The 18301-nt window shown below is 44.5% G+C and carries 20 protein-coding genes and 1 tRNA gene; 4 read left to right on the top strand and 17 right to left on the bottom strand.

What is annotated here, in order from left to right; translation table 11 throughout:
• Positions 1–120: 120 nt before the first annotated feature.
• The 3 genes from groL to HMPREF3129_RS06920 all read right to left on the bottom strand — a co-directional run bounded on the left by groL (position 121) and on the right by HMPREF3129_RS06920 (position 2789).
• A complete protein-coding gene (gene groL, locus HMPREF3129_RS06930; protein WP_004245716.1) occupies positions 121–1767 on the bottom strand; it encodes a chaperonin GroEL in 1647 nt (548 codons plus the stop codon).
• 52 nt (positions 1768–1819) lie between these two features.
• Positions 1820–2113, bottom strand: coding sequence for a co-chaperone GroES (locus HMPREF3129_RS06925; protein ID WP_004249265.1), 294 nt, complete (start codon positions 2111–2113; stop codon positions 1820–1822).
• A 169-nt stretch (positions 2114–2282) separates the two neighbouring features.
• Complete coding sequence (locus HMPREF3129_RS06920; protein ID WP_004245719.1) at positions 2283–2789, bottom strand: FxsA family protein; 507 nt, start codon at positions 2787–2789, stop codon at positions 2283–2285.
• A gap of 372 nt (positions 2790–3161) precedes the next feature.
• On the opposite strand from HMPREF3129_RS06920, the gene aspA reads away from it, so the two are divergent.
• The 4 genes from aspA (at position 3162) to HMPREF3129_RS06900 (ending at position 7205) form a co-directional block, all read left to right on the top strand.
• Positions 3162–4586 carry an aspartate ammonia-lyase gene (gene aspA, locus HMPREF3129_RS06915; protein ID WP_004245720.1) on the top strand — a complete coding sequence of 475 codons (1425 nt, stop codon included), beginning with the start codon at positions 3162–3164 and terminating at the stop codon, positions 4584–4586.
• Between the two features lie 158 nt (positions 4587–4744).
• Positions 4745–6070, top strand: coding sequence for an anaerobic C4-dicarboxylate transporter (locus tag HMPREF3129_RS06910; protein WP_004245722.1), 1326 nt, complete (start codon positions 4745–4747; stop codon positions 6068–6070).
• Positions 6071–6262: 192 nt separating this feature from the next.
• The gene (dicD, locus tag HMPREF3129_RS06905) at positions 6263–6835 is read left to right on the top strand and encodes a division control transcriptional repressor DicD (RefSeq protein WP_036919072.1); all 573 of its coding nucleotides are present in this window, start codon (positions 6263–6265) and stop codon (positions 6833–6835) included.
• A 294-nt stretch (positions 6836–7129) separates the two neighbouring features.
• Positions 7130–7205: transfer RNA gene (locus tag HMPREF3129_RS06900), tRNA-Phe, on the top strand.
• 233 nt (positions 7206–7438) lie between these two features.
• Here the strand turns inward: HMPREF3129_RS06900 and HMPREF3129_RS06895 are convergent.
• The 14 genes from HMPREF3129_RS06895 to HMPREF3129_RS06835 all read right to left on the bottom strand — a co-directional run bounded on the left by HMPREF3129_RS06895 (position 7439) and on the right by HMPREF3129_RS06835 (position 18234).
• Positions 7439–8509, bottom strand: coding sequence for a tyrosine-type recombinase/integrase (locus HMPREF3129_RS06895; protein WP_000654298.1), 1071 nt, complete (start codon positions 8507–8509; stop codon positions 7439–7441).
• Positions 8510–8524: 15 nt separating this feature from the next.
• Positions 8525–10117 (bottom strand): TraI domain-containing protein, encoded by a 1593-nt coding sequence (locus tag HMPREF3129_RS06890; protein WP_000938200.1) that lies wholly within the window; start codon positions 10115–10117, stop codon positions 8525–8527.
• Between the two features lie 175 nt (positions 10118–10292).
• The gene (locus HMPREF3129_RS06885) at positions 10293–10619 is read right to left on the bottom strand and encodes a hypothetical protein (protein ID WP_012368427.1); all 327 of its coding nucleotides are present in this window, start codon (positions 10617–10619) and stop codon (positions 10293–10295) included.
• 143 nt (positions 10620–10762) lie between these two features.
• On the bottom strand, positions 10763–11764 hold the full coding sequence (locus tag HMPREF3129_RS06880; RefSeq protein WP_004245726.1) for a DUF1281 domain-containing protein: 1002 nt from the start codon (positions 11762–11764) through the stop codon (positions 10763–10765).
• A gap of 84 nt (positions 11765–11848) precedes the next feature.
• Positions 11849–12148 (bottom strand): TA system toxin CbtA family protein, encoded by a 300-nt coding sequence (locus HMPREF3129_RS06875; RefSeq protein WP_001038587.1) that lies wholly within the window; start codon positions 12146–12148, stop codon positions 11849–11851.
• A 9-nt stretch (positions 12149–12157) separates the two neighbouring features.
• Positions 12158–13132 carry an ArdC family protein gene (locus tag HMPREF3129_RS06870; RefSeq protein WP_012368428.1) on the bottom strand — a complete coding sequence of 325 codons (975 nt, stop codon included), beginning with the start codon at positions 13130–13132 and terminating at the stop codon, positions 12158–12160.
• A gap of 152 nt (positions 13133–13284) precedes the next feature.
• Complete coding sequence (locus HMPREF3129_RS06865) at positions 13285–13932, bottom strand: hypothetical protein (RefSeq protein WP_004239680.1); 648 nt, start codon at positions 13930–13932, stop codon at positions 13285–13287.
• Positions 13932–14444, bottom strand: a complete 513-nt coding sequence (locus tag HMPREF3129_RS06860; RefSeq protein WP_000542402.1) for a hypothetical protein — start codon at positions 14442–14444, stop codon at positions 13932–13934. The genes HMPREF3129_RS06865 and HMPREF3129_RS06860 overlap by 1 nt, the downstream gene beginning before the upstream one ends.
• Before the next feature lie 110 nt (positions 14445–14554).
• Positions 14555–14911, bottom strand: coding sequence for a hypothetical protein (locus HMPREF3129_RS18310; protein ID WP_004239684.1), 357 nt, complete (start codon positions 14909–14911; stop codon positions 14555–14557).
• A 96-nt stretch (positions 14912–15007) separates the two neighbouring features.
• Positions 15008–15178 carry a hypothetical protein gene (locus tag HMPREF3129_RS18880; RefSeq protein ID WP_223302951.1) on the bottom strand — a complete coding sequence of 57 codons (171 nt, stop codon included), beginning with the start codon at positions 15176–15178 and terminating at the stop codon, positions 15008–15010.
• Positions 15179–15596: 418 nt separating this feature from the next.
• Complete coding sequence (locus tag HMPREF3129_RS06850; RefSeq protein ID WP_000171971.1) at positions 15597–15914, bottom strand: hypothetical protein; 318 nt, start codon at positions 15912–15914, stop codon at positions 15597–15599.
• An 81-nt stretch (positions 15915–15995) separates the two neighbouring features.
• Entirely contained in the window at positions 15996–16358 is a 363-nt protein-coding gene (locus tag HMPREF3129_RS06845) for a hypothetical protein (protein ID WP_004245735.1), read from the bottom strand.
• A gap of 348 nt (positions 16359–16706) precedes the next feature.
• On the bottom strand, positions 16707–17318 hold the full coding sequence (locus HMPREF3129_RS06840; protein WP_000861660.1) for an SGNH/GDSL hydrolase family protein: 612 nt from the start codon (positions 17316–17318) through the stop codon (positions 16707–16709).
• A 7-nt stretch (positions 17319–17325) separates the two neighbouring features.
• Positions 17326–18234 carry an integrase domain-containing protein gene (locus HMPREF3129_RS06835; protein ID WP_004252296.1) on the bottom strand — a complete coding sequence of 303 codons (909 nt, stop codon included), beginning with the start codon at positions 18232–18234 and terminating at the stop codon, positions 17326–17328.
• Positions 18235–18301: the final 67 nt, after the last annotated feature.

Below are 18301 nucleotides of genomic sequence, written 5' to 3'. Positions count from 1 at the left end.
TGAAGGACGGGGTTTTACGGTGCTTTGGATAAAAATGATATAAACAGCCAGAACGACTTATTATGTAAAAAAACCCGAGCCTAAGCTCGGGTTTTTGGTGTAAAACAGCTAGCAGATGAATTACATCATGCCGCCCATTCCACCCATGCCGCCCATTCCACCAGCAGCACCTAAATCCATTTTTTCGTCTTTAGGTAAATCTGTCACCATAGCTTCAGTGGTGATCATCAGACCTGCGATAGAAGCTGCGAATTGCAGAGCAGAACGAGTCACTTTAGTTGGATCTAAGATACCCATTTCAATCATATCGCCATAAGCTTCTGTTGCAGCGTTATAACCGTAGTTACCTTGGCCTGCTTTCACATCGTTAACTACCACAGAAGGCTCTTCACCTGCGTTAGCAACGATTTGACGCATTGGCGCTTCCATTGCACGTAGTGCAACACGGATACCAACTGTTTGTTCTTCGTTATCACCTGTCATTTCACGCAGCGCATTAGCAACGCGAACAAGTGCAGTACCACCACCAGCAACAACGCCTTCTTCAACTGCTGCGCGAGTTGCATGCAGAGCATCATCAACACGAGCACGTTTTTCTTTCATTTCAACTTCAGTTGCCGCACCGACTTTAATTACCGCAACACCGCCAGCTAATTTAGCCACACGCTCTTGCAGTTTTTCACGATCGTAATCTGAAGTTGCATCTTCGATTTGTTGACGAATTTGAGCAACACGGCCACTGATAGCCTCTTGTTCACCCAGACCATCGATGATGGTTGTCGTATCTTTGTTGATAACAACACGTTTCGCTTGGCCTAAATCTTCCAGCGTTGCTTTTTCTAACTCCATACCGATTTCTTCAGAAATCACAGTACCATTAGTTAGAATAGCGATATCTTGTAACATTGCTTTACGGCGATCACCAAAACCTGGTGCTTTAACCGCAGCAACTTTCACGATACCACGCATGTTGTTGACGACTAATGTTGCCAGTGCTTCACCTTCAACATCTTCTGCAATGATCAGCAGAGGTTTGTTTGCTTTAGCAACACCTTCTAAAACAGGAAGTAATTCACGGATATTAGAGACTTTTTTATCAACTAATAGGATGAATGGATTTTCTAACTCAGCTGTACCTGTTTCTGGTTTGTTGATGAAGTAAGGAGACAGGTAACCGCGGTCAAACTGCATACCTTCAACAACATCCAGCTCATCTTCTAAGCCAGTACCTTCTTCTACAGTGATGACACCTTCTTTACCCACTTTTTCCATTGCTTGAGCAATCAGAGTACCAACGGTTTCATCAGAGTTAGCAGAAATAGTACCTACTTGAGCAATAGCTTTAGTATCTGAACATGGAACAGACAGTTTTTTCAGTTCTTCTACTGCGCCCACAACGGCTTTATCGATACCGCGTTTCAGATCCATAGGGTTCATGCCAGCGGCAACTGCTTTTAAGCCTTCGGCGATAATTGCTTGTGCTAACACTGTTGCAGTTGTAGTACCGTCACCTGCCGCATCATTAGCTTTAGAAGCAACTTCTTTCACCATCTGAGCACCCATATTCTCGAATTTATCTTCTAATTCGATTTCACGGGCAACAGAAACACCGTCTTTAGTGATAACAGGTGCACCGAAAGATTTATCTAAAACAACGTTACGACCTTTAGGGCCTAAAGTTACTTTAACTGCATCTGCAAGAACATTAACACCACGTAACATTTTATTACGAGCGTCTATACCGAATTTGACGTCTTTAGCTGCCATCGTATATTTCCTTTGAATTCGTTCAGTTTAAGAAGATCTTAAAAGAGAAAAATTATGCTTCTACAATTGCTAAAATGTCGCTTTCAGACATGATAAGCACGTCTTCGTTATCAATTTTTTCTGATTTAACACCATAACCATCGTTAAAAATTACGATATCGCCAACTTTAACATCGAGTGGTTTGACTTCACCGTTTTCCATAATACGGCCGTTACCAACTGCTAAGATTTCGCCACGAGTTGATTTACCCGCTGCAGAGCCAGTCAGTACGATACCACCTGCTGATTTAGCTTCGACTTCTTTACGTTTAACAATAACACGGTCATGTAATGGACGAATCTTCATTAATAGATCTCCTATAAAAAAGTCCATATCAGGATTAAGGTTGATACCAGTGCCTAAGATGAACCAGTACCATGACGATACAAGTGGGGGCATCCAATAAAACTTCAAGGGGGAGAAAAGTGTTTTTTTTCAAAAAATCCCCTTTTTAGATGATTATGCTTATAGTTAATTATTTTTTATCAGAAAAATGGTCATTATCCTGATGTTCATCCTTATTATTCAGTTGCTTACTAGGTGAATCTTCTTTACGTTGATATTCACCTTCAAAAGTACTCCCACCTTGATGGGAAGAAAAGCCATTTCCACCCTGTCCGGGGGTATAAATTTTGATACGCGTAATCAGTTTTGTTACCAATAGCGCTTGTAATGGGGGTAACAATAAAAGTAAGCCGAGGAAATCAGTAAAGAAGCCAGGGATCAATAACAAAATCCCTGCCAACACCAACGAAACGCTTTTCACCATTTCAGCCGCAGGCACTTCTCCCATGGCTAATTTTTGTTGCATTGAAGCAATATTTTTCACACCTTGATTTTTGACCAAAGAGATCCCGACACAAGAAGTCAGTACCACTAGGAATAGGGTTGTAAGAACGCCAATTGAAGAGGCAACATGCACAAAAATCACAGCTTCTATATAAATAAGAAGGCAGATAACAATTAATGGGAGCCAACGCACTTGGTTCTCCTTTTATAAAAAAGATTCATATTATTAATAGAAAGGAGTGTGAACCACCTCTAAGCTAACAGCTTATACACTCGCTTTTTCTTAGTTTATCTACATAATAATGGGGAGCCTAATCCTCCTTTTCAAGGGAGCATAAAAAGAGAAGTAGAACTGTAAAATCCATGAGATAGATCACAAAAAGAAAATAATTCAGCGTTATTTACTTATAAAGTGATCCAGCTTAAAGGTATTTGCTTACAACCCGAATATGATCGTGTCAGTACCAAGCAAAACGGTAAGTTATATTACATTATTAACCGTTAACGATATATTTTATTAACAAGCGCATAACTAGACAGTTAAAATTTTAATAAGAAGGTTCTCATGTCAAATAAAACTCGTATCGAAGAAGACCTGTTAGGTAAAAGAGAAGTTCCTGCTGATGCTTACTACGGCGTCCACACTTTACGTGCAATTGAAAACTTCTACATCAGTGATCGTACAATCAATGATGTTCCAGAATTCATCCGCGGTATGGTCATGGTGAAAAAAGCCGCTGCATTAGCAAACAAAGAGCTTCACACTATTCCTCGCGAAATCGCTGATACGATTATCAAAGCCTGTGATGTTGTTTTAGAAACAGGCAAACACATGGATCAATTCCCAGTTGATGTATTCCAAGGTGGTGCTGGTACTTCATTAAACATGAATACTAACGAAGTTATCGCAAACATCGGTTTGGAATTAATGGGTCATCAAAAAGGTGAATATCAATATCTGAACCCTAACGATCACGTGAATAAGAGCCAATCAACAAACGACGCTTATCCTTGTGGTTTCCGTATCGCAGTTTATAACTCTGTTATTAAATTAACTGAGTCTATTGAGCTACTGAAAGCAGGTTTTGATAGAAAAGCAACTGAATTTGAAGACATCCTGAAAATGGGTCGTACTCAATTACAAGATGCTGTACCAATGACTTTAGGCCAAGAATTCCACGCTTTCTCAGTATTAATGAAAGAAGAAATCAAAAACCTAAAACGTACTGCTGAATTACTGTTAGAAATGAACTTAGGTGCAACTGCTATCGGTACTGGTTTAAATACTGCACCTGGCTACCAAAAATTAGCTGTTGAAAAATTAGCAGAAGTAACTGGTTTACCTTGCGTTCCAGCTGAAGACTTAATCGAAGCAACCTCTGACTGTGGTGCTTACGTGATGGTTCACGCTGCATTAAAACGTCTAGCAGTGAAAATGTCTAAAATCTGTAATGACTTACGTTTACTTTCTTCTGGTCCTCGTGCCGGCCTGAAAGAAATTAACCTGCCAGAATTACAAGCAGGTTCTTCAATCATGCCAGCTAAAGTAAACCCAGTTATCCCAGAAGTTGTGAACCAAGCTTGCTTTAAAGTTATCGGTAATGATACTTGCGTCACCATGGCAGCTGAAGCAGGTCAATTACAATTAAACGTAATGGAACCGGCTATTGGTCAAGCAATGTTTGAATCAATTTCTCTATTAAGCAACGCTTGCCGTAACTTAGTTGAAAAATGTGTTGATGGTATCACTGCTAATAAAGAAATCTGTGAACACTTCGTATTTAGCTCAATCGGTATCGTAACTTATCTAAACCCATTCATCGGTCACCACAACGGCGACATCGTTGGTAAAATTTGTGCAGAAACAGGTAAGAGCGTACGTGAAGTGGTATTAGAACGTGGCTTATTAACTGAAGAACAACTGGATGATATCTTCTCTGTTGAGAACCTAAAACACCCGGCTTACAAAGCAAAACGCTTCGATGATTAATATTTATGTTTCATAACATAATCATGTTAAACATAAGAATGAGCTCTTAAAAATACAAGGCACGGACTCTTTAAGAGACGTGCCTTTTTACTTGATTGTAAAAACAAAAATTTAACTTATCTTTCTCATTTTTTTAATTATCTCAAGGAGTAAACGCTATGTTAGCCGTAGAATTGATTATCGTTCTGCTGGCCATTTTCCTCGGTGCGAGACTAGGAGGAATTGGTATCGGGTTTGCCGGTGGTTTAGGGGTGTTAGTATTAGCCGCTATCGGTGTTAAACCAGGTACTATCCCTTTTGATGTGATCTCCATCATTATGGCTGTTATTGCCGCAATCTCTGCGATGCAGGTTGCTGGTGGTTTAGATTATTTAGTTGATCAAACAGAAAAACTATTAAGACGTAATCCTAAATACATCACAATACTTGCGCCAATTGTGACTTATTTATTAACTCTCTTTGCAGGTACAGGTAATATCTCTTTAGCTACATTACCCGTTATTGCTGAAGTTGCTAAAGAGCAAGGCATCAAACCTTGTCGCCCATTATCAACAGGTGTGGTTGCTGCGCAAATTGGTATTACAGCATCACCTATTTCTGCTGCGGTTGTTTATATGGCATCAGTCATGGAAAACCCTGCAATGGTCGGTGAAGGTAATACAGTAAGTTATATCACTCTGTTATCTATTTTATTACCAGCGACCTTCCTTGCTATTATTCTGATGTCATTCATCATCTCTTGGGTATTTAACTCAAAACTGTCTGATGATGCGATTTATCGTCAACGTTTAGAGCAAGGTCTAGTTGAATTACGTAATAGTAAAGAGCGTAGAGAAACATTACCGGGTGCTAAATCTTCTGTAATGCTATTCTTACTTGGTGTTATTTGTGTGGTCACTTATGCCATTATCAATAGCCCAAGTTTAGGCATTGTAAAAGAGCCGTTAATGAACACCACTAACGCTATCCTTATCATTATGCTGAGTGTGGCAACACTTATTACTGTTTTCTGTAAAGTTAAAACAGATAACATCTTAAACTCAAGTACATTTAAAGCAGGTATGAGTGCGTGTATTTGTATTCTGGGTGTTGCTTGGTTAGGTGATACTTTCGTTTCAAGTAATATCGATTGGATCAAACTGACTGCCGGTGATTTAATCACAGGTCATCCTTGGTTATTAGCGGTTATTTTCTTCTTCTGCTCTGCCTTATTATATTCACAAGCGGCAACAGCAAAAGCGTTAATGCCAATGGCTTTAGCTTTAGGTGTTTCTCCATTAACAGCGATTGCATCATTCTCAGCAGTTTCTGGTCTATTTATTCTACCAACTTACCCAACACTGGTTGCTGCTGTTCAAATGGATGATACGGGTACAACTCGTATTGGTAAATTAGTCTTTAACCATCCATTCTTTATTCCTGGTACTATCGGTGTGATATTAGCGGTCGGATTTGGTTTCCTCTTCGGCGGTATGATTTTGTAGTTTAAAACCAATATTTAAAAAGACATTGCAAAAAGCTTTACTTTTTAACTAGATATAAAAATAAGTCCCCTCACCCAAATGGATGAGGGGATTTCATTTTGACACTACCCCACTCGCGGCTGTTACTTTCATTTCTGATTAAAATCTGTTAATTATGGTGCTCTTGCGACACTATGATTTAAGGAGATTTCCGTGCAACGTGAAGCATTATTAGACCACGTACTTATCCAATTAGAGCAACATGGGCTTGCCGCTACGTTGCCTGAGTTATTGCAGGGATTTGATATTACTGAATCTGAACTCCAACCTTTTTGGCCTGATAAAGACGCGTTAATTTTTGATTGTCTGCGCCATCATGGACAGCAAATTGATATTTGGCAACGCCAAGTGATGTTAGATGATACGCTGACCACAGAGCAAAAATTACTAGCACGTTACGATCAGCTGGCTATGCGCTTAGAAAAAAATCGTTTCCCAGGCTGTTTGTTTGTTGCTGCTTGTAGTGCTTATCCTGATGAGCATTCACAAATCCATCAGTTAAGCCAGCGCCAAAAGCAAAGCTCATTTGAATACTCTAGAACGCTACTACGCAAGCTTGATCTTGAAGATAGTGAGTTAGTCGCTAAACAAATGGAGCTCATCTTAGAAGGCTGTTTAAGTCGCTTAATGGTCAATCGTCACGCTGACGATATCACTACAGCAAAACTATTAGCTCAAGATATTCTTAAAATCGCCCAATGTCGTAAAAATGGTGCGCTAAGCTGATTGCATATCAACATTGCAATTAGAGTAATTGCTCATTTAATTCTCTTATTCCATTACTCTCGATGAGAGGAAGAGAAAAGCGGTTAAGTGATAAGCAAAGGAAAAATATCTCTTTAAAAGATAAAAATGGACTATCTTTACTGATTGTTATTTAAGCATTTTTTATTAGAAAATCGCTTGTGCTGAAAAATCAGACTCAAATAGAATAAAAAGAGAGCAAACAAACTTATTTTTGCATTTTTTATTAAAAAGACGTTGACGCATCACGCTGAATACGGTTTAATGCGCCTCGTTGCCCGGATAGCTCAGTCGGTAGAGCAGGGGATTGAAAATCCCCGTGTCCTTGGTTCGATTCCGAGTCCGGGCACCATCTTTCCTTTCGGAAATGGTGTAACCGTTTCCCTAGCACGGTCGCTGGAAGTGAGATCTCCAACGCTCGGTTAAAACTTGAATTTCAGTTGTAATCACGCTCATGACTTCTCACGTGGTTGACAATGATTTATCAAGTAAGGGTGTTTTCCTAGAACACCCTTCTCAATCAAATCCAGCTTATACACAAAGTTGATAAAATAGTCAACTTTGTGTAAATATTTTTTATTTATATCACATCCTCTGTCTTTTTGATGCTAGCCTTGTAAGTTCACCACCTAATCCCATTGTTAAAAACTCACCTAACTCATTCTCCAAGATCCTGACTGTACTGTATGCATCCAGAGCAATATATTCCATAGTTGAAGAGAGACTACGGTGTCCTAACATCTGTTTCGTCAATTGCATATTACGTTCAGGATGTTTCATTAATGTCGTCGCCAGTGTATGTCTGAAACGATGGGGACTGACATGAAATCCACATTCCTTTGATAAACGACGGAAAAAAGAACGTATCGTCTGACTGAGTGGAGTTTCAGAGCGGGATAGTCGTTTATGATAAAGACGATGAACATCAAACAAAATATCGTTTTTATCCGCCCCGTGACAACGCATTTCCTCAACCAAGGGCGCCAGTAAACAACGTAGTGGCTGAACAAAAGCAATCTGATATTCCCGGTGATTTTTACTGCTTTCACTGCGCAATGTGATCGTACACTCCTCAAAATCCAGATCGCCAATATGCAGGTTAATCAGCTGGTTAAAACGAATAGCCGTCAGCCTCAGCGTTTCCAGCACAGCAAACCAGAATCGAGTGGGATAAACCGCACATGCCTGAAAGTGAGCCTGATCAGGTGGCAGCATATTTTCCTGTTGCTGAAATTGTTCCAGAATACGATAAATCGTTCTCAGTTGTGATTGTGTATAGACTTTTTTCTGTTTTTCACCCGGTTCAATTTGTGTTTCTGAGAACGGGTTTTCTTTAAGTGAAACAATCCCTTTTTTGATCCAATAATTATACAGAGACTGCATATGCCTGGTTTTTGTGTTCCATGTCCGTTCCCGGACTTTCTGAATATTCAGCTCATTTCTTCGCCATCTCAGCACATGCTCATGTGTCACTTCATCCGGTAGCGGTAACGCATTTTCACAAACTCCGCAATAACGCAGAAAAAGACGTACCATCTTACGGTATGTTTTCTCCGTATCCGGCCGTAATACTTTATTGTAAAAGTAATTACTCAGCATTTGCTCCCATACATCCACTTTCTGCTGATGTTCATCAGAACTGTGATTATCTTTCATAAACACCTCCTGCTTTTAACTTCCGACAATACGAATAAACAATGATTCCTCCGGCATATTCATGCCAAAAATCTGACGTCCTTTAATCATGTAACCATTGATTTTTTTATGGGATAACGTAATTAATGTTTTGTTATCACTCAGCGGATTCAGTTTTTCACCATAAATTCGAGCCCTGAAATGCCCTGTTTGTCGGGTATCATGACGAATAATCCGGTGCAATTTAAGGGATTCAAAAGAAGAAATAATATGGCCGATATCATCCGGATTTTTACCCGCCTCCTGTATGTACTGATAAAAAACAGCCGGACTCTGGCAAAACAAATACTCCATGACACAGTGAACCTTCGCATCCGGCGTATTTATTGCCAGTTTTCCGCCCAATAATCCGGACTTAAACCACGCCCAGAAAGCCTCTCCTTCATTTTTTATACTCAGACAGTTTTCGCGCTGTTCATCCTTCTCATCACGATTGCCCGTCTGAGTATCAGATAAGATTTCCGGCATTAAACCTGATAATTCAAGTGCATATTTCATATCCTCAGATAACGGAGGAGACATATCTGAGACAGTTTTTTCATCAGCAGAATCAAGTGCCCCATGGACAACCGCACCTTCTGCTTCTGCAACTACCATTAGCGGTATATCGCAGTGAATTCCGTTCTCTGTTTTTTCTGAAGTAACAGACTCCGGAGGCAATACAGATGTTACAGACGGAGTTTCAGGTTGTGGCTTTTGCGCCAATTCAGCAGGCGCCAATGACGCGATATCATTCTCCGGCTGCCCTGATAGCACTGAAGACGAAGCATCAGGCGCTGACATAGAAACAACGGAAGAAAATGCCGGCAATGCACCGGCGGGGAACGCAGCCAGAGCCTCATTCAGCACACGCTGTAAATCATTATCACCGTTTACCGGCTCGGTCACCACGTCAGACAACGCCTGAAGCGCCTTTGGTGTACCCGACAACCAGTGGATTACCTTCTCCGGTAATAGCCGGAAAGCCATCATGGCCCCCGTCGTCCGGCGAAAATGCGTCATATCCGGCACCGGCTCATGAAAGCGAAAACGATACGGTACGGTGGGCGCACTCATCCCCGGCTGCCACGCCGACAGGCTGTTCAGTTGTCCCTCAAACTGTGCCGTTAACGGTAACCAGTAAAACAGTCCGGTATAAAAAACACACACATTCCAGGCGCTGAACTGACGGCTCTGCTCTTCCGACGGAAGCCCGCGGGGCAGCATCTCTTTCTGGGACATCCGCATACACCAGGCTGTCGTATTCAGCGTTAAATCCAGCAATCCCCCTTCGCCGGCATATTTCCCGGTTTTTGATGCCGGCACACACTGAAGTCGTTCTGCCAGCGTCTGCAAAGGAGACAGGCAAAGTGCCCGGTACTGGTTATCCGGTAACGCTACCACCCGGCTGATTTGCTGTAACCAGTTTTGCCGCTGCGGTGTGGTCAGCAATACGTCAGCTGCCTGCGGTAAATAAAAGCCGTCACTGTCACGGATAAATAATGGCCTTTCCTGCGTGTTTCCCGGGGAAACACGCAATGTTTTCTCTTCCGCTTTCCGGGAAAGCGATTTACGAAACCACGGTAACATCGGTGTTACTGCCTCTTTAATTCGGTAAAAACAACAACGCAACATTAAATAAAACATAAATTATTTTAATATCAGGATAAGAATAAATAATAAATGCACCTTATTTTCATTACGTTAACTCATCCACAAAAATAATTCCGGCAACAAAACAGAAGATTACATGAATAATGTTTTATTATTCTGTCTCTGTCTGTTTCTGCTGCCAGGCACGGATGGCCTTTTCATACGCGTCCGCATTCACATGCTCCCGGGTCATTCCGCATTGCAGAATATTTTCCCGACCTGACCAGAAGCCCGCATTTCTGTTTCTTTCCACCAACTGACATTCCGTCAGGTAATAACGCCCCCACTCAGCCTGGCGCTGTTCATCCCAGACCAGGAAAACGCCCACAACCAGAATCAGTGGCAACAAAAGTCCGGCTGTGACAAAAAAAGGAAACAGAATTTCATTCCAAAAATCCTGAGCCCACTCCCTCACACCCTGCCCAAATTCACATCTCATCACACTCTCCCCCATCTCATTCAATGACGGCATCACGATAACAATGCGGGAATAAAACAAAAGCCGAAATTAGTTTTCCGAAAAAAATAAAAAAACCCGGTATCACTACCGGGTTTTCAGTCAGTTAAATCAGTACGGAAACCTCACCCTCCGTAATGTGGCAATGAATCAAGAATATAGTCCGGTCCCGTCACATCCTGGAAACCGTCCTCATTCTCTTCATCACTGAACTCAATCTCATCAGATTCATGGTCGGTTAACCGGCCATGGTCATACTCGCTGTATCCGCAGAAACCACAGCCTTCTTCGGCATAGACATGACGGACCTGACAGCGGAAACGCGCAGACAGAGCACACAAAACCGCTGCTGACGGCGGCCCCCACGGAGTATCAAACTCTGCGGATAACTCCGTCGCATACCCGCCATCAATACAGTGAAAACCACTGCCGTTCGGCCATTTCACACCATAACGGCACTGATAAAGGTGATATGTACTGTTACCGGGGGCAAACGCCTGCCAGCGCGCCTGCCGCCAGATGACCTCCGGTGTTTTCCATAAACAGCCGTTAAAACCGTGTAATTCAGCCGCAAGGCTGGTCGGTAACAGAGTCCGCATATCCATCGGTATGGCTTCTCCGGTACTGCGAAGGTACTGAATATCCTCCCAGGCTGTCGCCACCCGGCTCTCATCCTCTCCGGTAAACCGGTTAAGCCAGTCAAAACTGCTTCCCGATAACAACGGGGACAGTCTCGCTTTCTGCGTCGCCGTCAGCGAGTCCCAGGAATGGTACGCCCCGCCTTCAGATAACCACATCTGATACCACTGATGGATTTGCTGACAACATGACGGTGTCAAATCCGGTGCAGTCATCAGCAGGTCAACCCAGTGCGTGAAAGCCGTGTTTCCCGGGGAAACAGGCCCGGTTGCACCGTATGAAGTCAGTTCCGGTAACGGCGGAAAAGACAGCGGTCTGACCGGTTTCAGTATCCCCGCGCAGCCGGCCAGCAACAAATGCAGACTTTGTGCTATCGCCGTCTGCCAGGCGGGTATCCCATCATCCGCATATATCCAGTGTTTAAGAGCCGGCATATCCGCCGCGTTGTGTAAGGTGATGTCAAGTCGGTTCGAGCACCAGTTTGGCATGATGATGTCCTCTTTTCAGAATAAAAAAGAGGGCTTATCCCGTGAGGAACAAGCCCTCACGGGAAAGATGTCAGTCGTTAATCGTTAAGGATTATCCGGCATGACATCCGGGTTAATGGCACCGCTCAGCTGAGCCTGTGCAAGTAAGGCATCGCTGTCACTGACATACGGGGATGCCGGCAGATAACAGGATGCATTCAGTTTATCCAGGTGGTACTTATCCACCAGACGGTTGACCACCGATACCGGCGATATCCCGAGTTCAATCATCCGGGACACCTCAGCATCATCGGACAATCCGGTATCACTCAGCGTAATGCCGTAATGCACTTGCAGTAACTGATGTACCAGTAACTGAAAGCGGATAATGGTCATTTTGTTCATCGCAGTCTCCTACGCGGCCTGTCGGGATGCGGCCACATTCAGTAAAAACTCACAGGCCTGGCGGGCCTGCCCGGCGGCCCGGAACAACGCTTTTTTGTCCGATTTCAGTACCCGCAGCCAGCTGTCAAGATAGCTTTCATGGTTCACTTCTCCCTCGACGCTTAACTGCGCACAAAGAAAAGCGCTGCCCATTTCCGCAACCAGCTCCTCAAAACTGTACAGCGGGTCACCAAACTTCAGGGACGATGAGGTGATGCCTTCACGGGCCAGCCTGGACGGATGACCGGTACTGTGCACCAACTCATGCAGTAAGGTGGCCTGGTAATCGGCATTCCGGTCAAACTGTGACGACAGCGGCATCACAATCCGGTCCTGTGACGGACTGTAATACGCCCGGTTCTGCGCCGCACTGGTCACCTTCACGCCGCTGGCATTCAGGATATCCAGCACCCGGTGCGTGGCCGGCAGGGTTATCCCTGCTGTCTCCTCTCCGGGTAGTCGCCGGTTTTCGTAAAAATGCGCCGGCAGGTCATCACACTGGGCTATGTTAAATAACGGATTCGCCTTTATCATCGGCACCTCCGTCATCACCACCTCACCGTGTTCATCCCGCAGCAGCTCACCGTGACGGTCTTTTGCCGGCACCTTCACCGGTTTGAATATCACAGTATTCGTCGCCATTTCGCCTTTACGGACATGGCCACCCAGTTGCTGTGCCTGACGGTAAGTCAGCCAGATATCGTAACCAAAGCCCTGCTCCGCCGCCGACAACCATAACAGCAGCACATTTATCCCCTGGTAGGAATGACCGGTCAGGGCGTTCACCGGAAAACCGGTGCCTGTCCCTTCCGACGGCCGCCATGGTCGTTTCCACGGACGGGTGCCTTTTTCCAGCGCGGCCACAATACGGTCAGTCACTTCCTGATAAATATCGCGAACCGGCTTATCCGCTGCCGGACGGCGTTTACGGTCAGATTTTTTCATCGGAATACCCTCAATAAAAAAGGTGTATCCCGTCCTGACGGTGAGATACACCATCAGGTGAAAAAACAATATGGTTAATTTTCAACCGGCGTTTCCAGTGGAAACACTGATTAAAATGTGTTCAGTGCTTCCCGGGGAAACACCTTACCTGATTACCACCAGGCCACAAAAAACAGTGACTCTGCGTCAAAGTCAAACGTCTCCGTTATCTCTGACAGCCAGCGTCTGACGCCTTCCACATCAGCCCAGTACGCCTCATCATAAGCCGTTGAACCAAAGAAAAAGCCCTCAGTGGTCGGGAACCGTGTCTGACAGTTTTCCGGTGTCAGTGCCTGCAAGTCCTGCTGTAAAGCCCGCAGATGGGCCTCTGTCACCAGCACCTTTTCACAGTTCTCAAAAGCCCCGATATGGTCATGCACCCACTTAAACAGCGCATTAACCTTACGGAAATACCCGACTTCAATATCGCCGTCGCTGTCCGCTTCTGCGTAACGTGAGGCGGGTATCCGGCTTTTGTCTGTACCACGCTTTTCACTGGCATAAAAGTAAATATCGAGTCCCTTCTGCTCAGCATCTCTGACACACGATAACGCACACGCCAGCGTGTCCCAGTTGATCCCCAGCTCCGCATCAAAATGATGTGCAACATGCGTTAATGTTGCCCGTGTCTCTGCCGGACAAGCCGTTTCATCAACATAGGTAACATCATCGGGGAACCACATCTCACACAAGACGAATGCCTCCGGATTGCAGCGGGATAAATCCGCTATCAGTTCCCGTATCGTACAGGCTCTGGCCATTATCCTGCCTCCGGTAAACCTATCCCTTCCGGTAACGTCAGGATAAGATAAGGAAATACCTGACTGACATAGTCCAGCACCGGCTGCCAGTCCCGGATATCCCCGTCAGAAGAGACCGAAAAATATCCCGGGCACAGGTTGTACAACAACAGTAATGCCGCGACTACAAACACGTCATAGGGTTTGTATGCTGTCTTGCAGAAATCCCAGTAGTCCTCTACGGGGATTTCGCGCTGAACAATAAACGTCTCATGATTCATGTCATCAGCCGCATTACCGTTAAAACAAAGCGCCTCACCGTCGTCGGTGAATAATGAGCCATCATTCAGCCGTTTTTCCTCCAGGCCATCACACAACACAATAGGTTTATCTGGGTATCCGCCGCAAATCTGCTCTGCGGATATGGGATTGGCCAGATAGTGGTGATAGAGCTTGTCCAGATGTTCACGGAAGTTCTGCCACATCAGGGGGTCAACGCTTTGTTTTTGTGTAAAATAATGTGTATATCCCATGTGATAAATCCTCATTCTGATTAAAAAAATGGCGGATTCATCTCCTGACGGAAATCAATCCGCCGGGCGGGGTCATAACAAAAAGTCAATGGTGCTATCAGTACAACAAATCAGCGACACCAGGCATAACGCACCTGTGCCAGCTGGTATGTCAGTGCAAATCCGGCACGGGAGGCCGCTTTTATGGAACAAAATGTCCTGCTGTCCAGCGAGGTTATCAACGAATGAAAGCGGTATTCTTTCGAATGCGCGCCCAGACGTACAGTAATGCGGATCCTGAACTGCCGGGGATTCACTTTCACCACCGTCGCACGGTAAGCGCGCCGGCCGGTTCGGTTACTTATCCACGGTAATTCACCGGGTATCCCTGACGAAACAAACGGTATACGGTCATAAAAACGGTACAGCCGTTGCATGATCAGACTCAGAAATGAAAACGGTTTGTTTTCTGGCAGTAAAACAGACATGTGTGTTTCTCCGGTAAAAAAAGACGGAGAAACGTCCACCTGACGGGGAGTTTCCCCGTCGGGTAGGTAAGTAAAAAAAGAATGAATGCCGGCAAATCAGTCGCTCAGTTCGATACCGACAAGGTATTCATCAGCCATCTCCATTGCCATCCATTCACTGACGGTCTCATCCAAGCCGGCTTCACAGCCTTTCTGCCAGATCACTGCATCAATCCGCTGACCGATATCCGGTAAACGGCGAAGCAGACATGCCGGCCAGGGTCTCATCAGACCATCCGCACGCCACAGTAATAATCTGCCGTAAGCAAATCCGGCATCATAAAGCGTACACTTCATCAGCGAAATGGAATGAGGGCGGTTTTGCTCACCGGCATACCTTTCAGCCAGTTTCAAATCAGCCTCAACATTTCGCAGTGTCCGGGCTTCCTCAACCAGCCACATCAGCCATTCCCAACTCCGGGAATAGCGACAGACGTGATCGGCCACAAAGAACAGTCCGCGGGTAATGCCATAAATCATGGTTATCAAACCTGATCAGTAAATGGAAGCAGCCCCATTTCAGGGTAGCTGACTGACACCTGTGAGTCCGTTAAATCAGTCGGTTACATGCTTTTCATTTTCGTGTTGCAGGCAGCAGCGGTAACCCCAGCGCCAGGCTTCATTCCAGATTTCCGGATCGAGCCGCTCAGCGATGACTGTCAGCCGGTGAAGCAAAAATGCGGGGGCACCGGTTTGCGAGTCCATAGTAAATCAGGGCGCCAAAACGAAATGCCGTTGTATACAAATCAAGCTCAATAAACGGCAGTTCTCTGTAATCTCCGCTCTGATACATCCGTTTTTCGTCCAAACGTATCACCTCCAGTTCTTCTGCGGTGATTTTCAGCATCCGGGCATCATTAGCAACGGCCTTCAGTTGCTGAGAAACACGGGAATGCGGAAATAAATAACTGGCAATACCAGACATTACGTGGGCAACACCATAATTCAATGTAAAAAGAGTCATAAGGGCTATCCTCAGATAAGGGAATACAGCCCTCACGGGATGTTTTCCCGTATGGGTCATAAAATCAGTGAATGTCCGCCGTTAAGCACCAAACATCAGCGCTTCAACCGGATCTTCAAACTGTGCATTTTTGATCGCATCGTTGTAGATACGGCGAAAGTCAGACGCATAAGGCGTTTGCTCAGCCGCTTTCCAGACAGCGCGGACCATTTTCTCAAGATGTGGACGGGTAAAATCAGCCTCCACAGATAACGCGCCCAGTTGCTCTGCAACGGCACTGATTATCCAGAAGTTTGGCGGAAAATTATCTTCGTCCGGGTGCTCGCCAATATCCAGACGGACAAAAGCAAGAACCATGTCGAGCTCACCTGAGAGGTGATGCAGTTGCGTGAGAGAGTGCAGATCGTCAAAAAAAGACGATTCCGGAAATGTAGATACCTTCATTGAATTTCTCCTGAAAAAACGGAGAAATTCCCTGATGACGGGTGATTTCCCCGTCAGCGGGCAGGTTATATGAAGCGTTGCGTAAAAATAATCCTGATGATAACGCTATTCTGTTATCACCCTCCGTCGATTTCAAGGACGAACGGAGTTCTGTCATCGCCCGTAGGCTCCCGTCTCAGATGACCCGAGGATTGGCAGTGGCAATCACCCGTAGGCGTTCCTCTCAGATTGCCGGAACATTGGCATTGTTGTCACCCGTAGGCGCTTCTCTCAGACAACCGAAGCATTGGCAAGTTGCATTACGCAACGAGATAAGCAGATTCATTTTTAGCCGTTTTTTTATCTTTGTCAATCCTGCCCATTCAGGATTTTTACCACTTCTCTGATCACCCGTACTCCCCCTTTACGGGTAATATGTATTCCATCATCAGTTCGTACAGTTTCATTATGAATAACAGATTGCCATTGCGTTCCTAATATATGAGGCTGATTAATATCCAGATAATGAATATTTAATAACATCGCACTGTGTTTAATTATATGCCGGGTATGTATTAAATAACGTTCATGTTCCGGATTTTTTAAATGTGGTGGAGATATCCAGACAATTGTCGCTAACGGATTTTCACTTTGAATTTCAGCAATGAATTGAAATACCAGACTGTAATATTTCAGCCATTCATCCGAACCATATTGAACAAAATCATTTGTTCCGAGACTAATAATCACATTATCAAACTCCCGCAAATCGAAATTATTCACGAAAGCGATCCAATCTTTTTTACTTTTATTTATTAACCCCGAACCGGAAACATATTCTGTTTTTATTTTTTCATCCAAAACATATTTTGCTGACATTTCATAAACAGCCGTTAATGAATCACCTAAAAATAACGTCTTCGCCATTAACGGAAAACAAAAAGCAAAATTAATAAACAAAATAATTAAACAGACTTTCATTTTTATCTTATTCCTCAATATCTCCTTTCTGACTATAAACCCGTTTAATATAATCGCCACGACCGTCACCATGCCCTAAATCCATGGAGGTTAATGCATAGGCTTCCTTTTGACTGAATCCCTGACTGAGATAATATTTTTCAACATCCTGAGCATAGGCATACCGTAAACCATGATTTGATTCTTCGTGAATAAATCCGCCTATCCGTCGCATCACATTAATATAACGATCTTTGGCAGAATGTAATGACGGACGATTAATTAAATAACCGTTATGTTTATCCGCATATTCAATGGCTTTATTAATTAATGTTAATACACGGGCTTTATCCGGCACTAATGCTTCACGGGGTCTGCCTCCTTTTGTCCCAAAAACCACATGAACGCGATCTTTACCGTTTTTAAGCGCCTGTTGCCAGGTCCGTAATGATTTTACTGACTGCACGGCTTCTTCATTTCTCAATCCCAGACTACGGGATAACTGCATAGTTAATGCCACCCCCTGATCATAAGGCTCAATCCGAGCGAGCGCTTCGTGAAAGCGCTCGTCCGATATCGCGGTACGGGTGCCAGCCCTGCTGGCACCTGAAAGCCCCAGCGCCTCATTACTGAGGCGCTCATGTTTAGGGTCAGCCAGTTTATGACGTCCGGCAACACGAAATATCGCCCGGATAGCCGACATTTCGTTTTGACAGCTGCGTAAACTGATATTCTGTTCTCTGCGGGCATGGATATACATTTCAATATGGCGGGATTTCAGTTGCTCAACAGATCGTATCTGAATATTCAACCCGGCCAGCTCTGCCGCAACCCGTTCTGCAATTTTGACCCGGTCTGCAATGGTTTTAAAGCTCCCTCCGGCCTGACGTGCAAGGATATGCATTTCACGGGACAGGGCTTTTGCTCTTCTGGACATTCTCTGATTCTCCGCCTCTTTCGCTCTCAACTGGTTACCTTTTCCCGGCGCGATGGTTTTATATTGC

Source organism: Proteus sp. HMSC14B05 (assembly GCF_001808035.1).
GTDB classification, from domain to species: domain Bacteria; phylum Pseudomonadota; class Gammaproteobacteria; order Enterobacterales; family Enterobacteriaceae; genus Proteus; species Proteus mirabilis.
The sequence above is the reverse complement of the archived record's forward strand: the minus strand, read 5'-3'. Positions and strand labels throughout refer to the sequence as shown.

Coding starts and splice junctions, on each gene's coding strand:
- groL (WP_004245716.1), bottom strand. CDS start 1,767: ATGGCAGCTAAAGACGTCAAATTCGGTATAGACGCTCGTAATAAAATG.
- HMPREF3129_RS06925 (WP_004249265.1), bottom strand. CDS start 2,113: ATGAAGATTCGTCCATTACATGACCGTGTTATTGTTAAACGTAAAGAA.
- aspA (WP_004245720.1), top strand. CDS start 3,162: ATGTCAAATAAAACTCGTATCGAAGAAGACCTGTTAGGTAAAAGAGAA.
- HMPREF3129_RS06910 (WP_004245722.1), top strand. CDS start 4,745: ATGTTAGCCGTAGAATTGATTATCGTTCTGCTGGCCATTTTCCTCGGT.
- HMPREF3129_RS06895 (WP_000654298.1), bottom strand. CDS start 8,509: ATGAAAGATAATCACAGTTCTGATGAACATCAGCAGAAAGTGGATGTA.
- HMPREF3129_RS06890 (WP_000938200.1), bottom strand. CDS start 10,117: ATGTTACCGTGGTTTCGTAAATCGCTTTCCCGGAAAGCGGAAGAGAAA.
- HMPREF3129_RS06885 (WP_012368427.1), bottom strand. CDS start 10,619: ATGAGATGTGAATTTGGGCAGGGTGTGAGGGAGTGGGCTCAGGATTTT.
- HMPREF3129_RS06880 (WP_004245726.1), bottom strand. CDS start 11,764: ATGCCAAACTGGTGCTCGAACCGACTTGACATCACCTTACACAACGCG.
- HMPREF3129_RS06875 (WP_001038587.1), bottom strand. CDS start 12,148: ATGAACAAAATGACCATTATCCGCTTTCAGTTACTGGTACATCAGTTA.
- HMPREF3129_RS06870 (WP_012368428.1), bottom strand. CDS start 13,132: ATGAAAAAATCTGACCGTAAACGCCGTCCGGCAGCGGATAAGCCGGTT.
- HMPREF3129_RS06865 (WP_004239680.1), bottom strand. CDS start 13,932: ATGGCCAGAGCCTGTACGATACGGGAACTGATAGCGGATTTATCCCGC.
- HMPREF3129_RS06860 (WP_000542402.1), bottom strand. CDS start 14,444: ATGGGATATACACATTATTTTACACAAAAACAAAGCGTTGACCCCCTG.
- HMPREF3129_RS18310 (WP_004239684.1), bottom strand. CDS start 14,911: ATGTCTGTTTTACTGCCAGAAAACAAACCGTTTTCATTTCTGAGTCTG.
- HMPREF3129_RS18880 (WP_223302951.1), bottom strand. CDS start 15,178: ATGAGACCCTGGCCGGCATGTCTGCTTCGCCGTTTACCGGATATCGGT.
- HMPREF3129_RS06850 (WP_000171971.1), bottom strand. CDS start 15,914: ATGACTCTTTTTACATTGAATTATGGTGTTGCCCACGTAATGTCTGGT.
- HMPREF3129_RS06845 (WP_004245735.1), bottom strand. CDS start 16,358: ATGAAGGTATCTACATTTCCGGAATCGTCTTTTTTTGACGATCTGCAC.
- HMPREF3129_RS06840 (WP_000861660.1), bottom strand. CDS start 17,318: ATGAAAGTCTGTTTAATTATTTTGTTTATTAATTTTGCTTTTTGTTTT.
- HMPREF3129_RS06835 (WP_004252296.1), bottom strand. CDS start 18,234: ATGTCCAGAAGAGCAAAAGCCCTGTCCCGTGAAATGCATATCCTTGCA.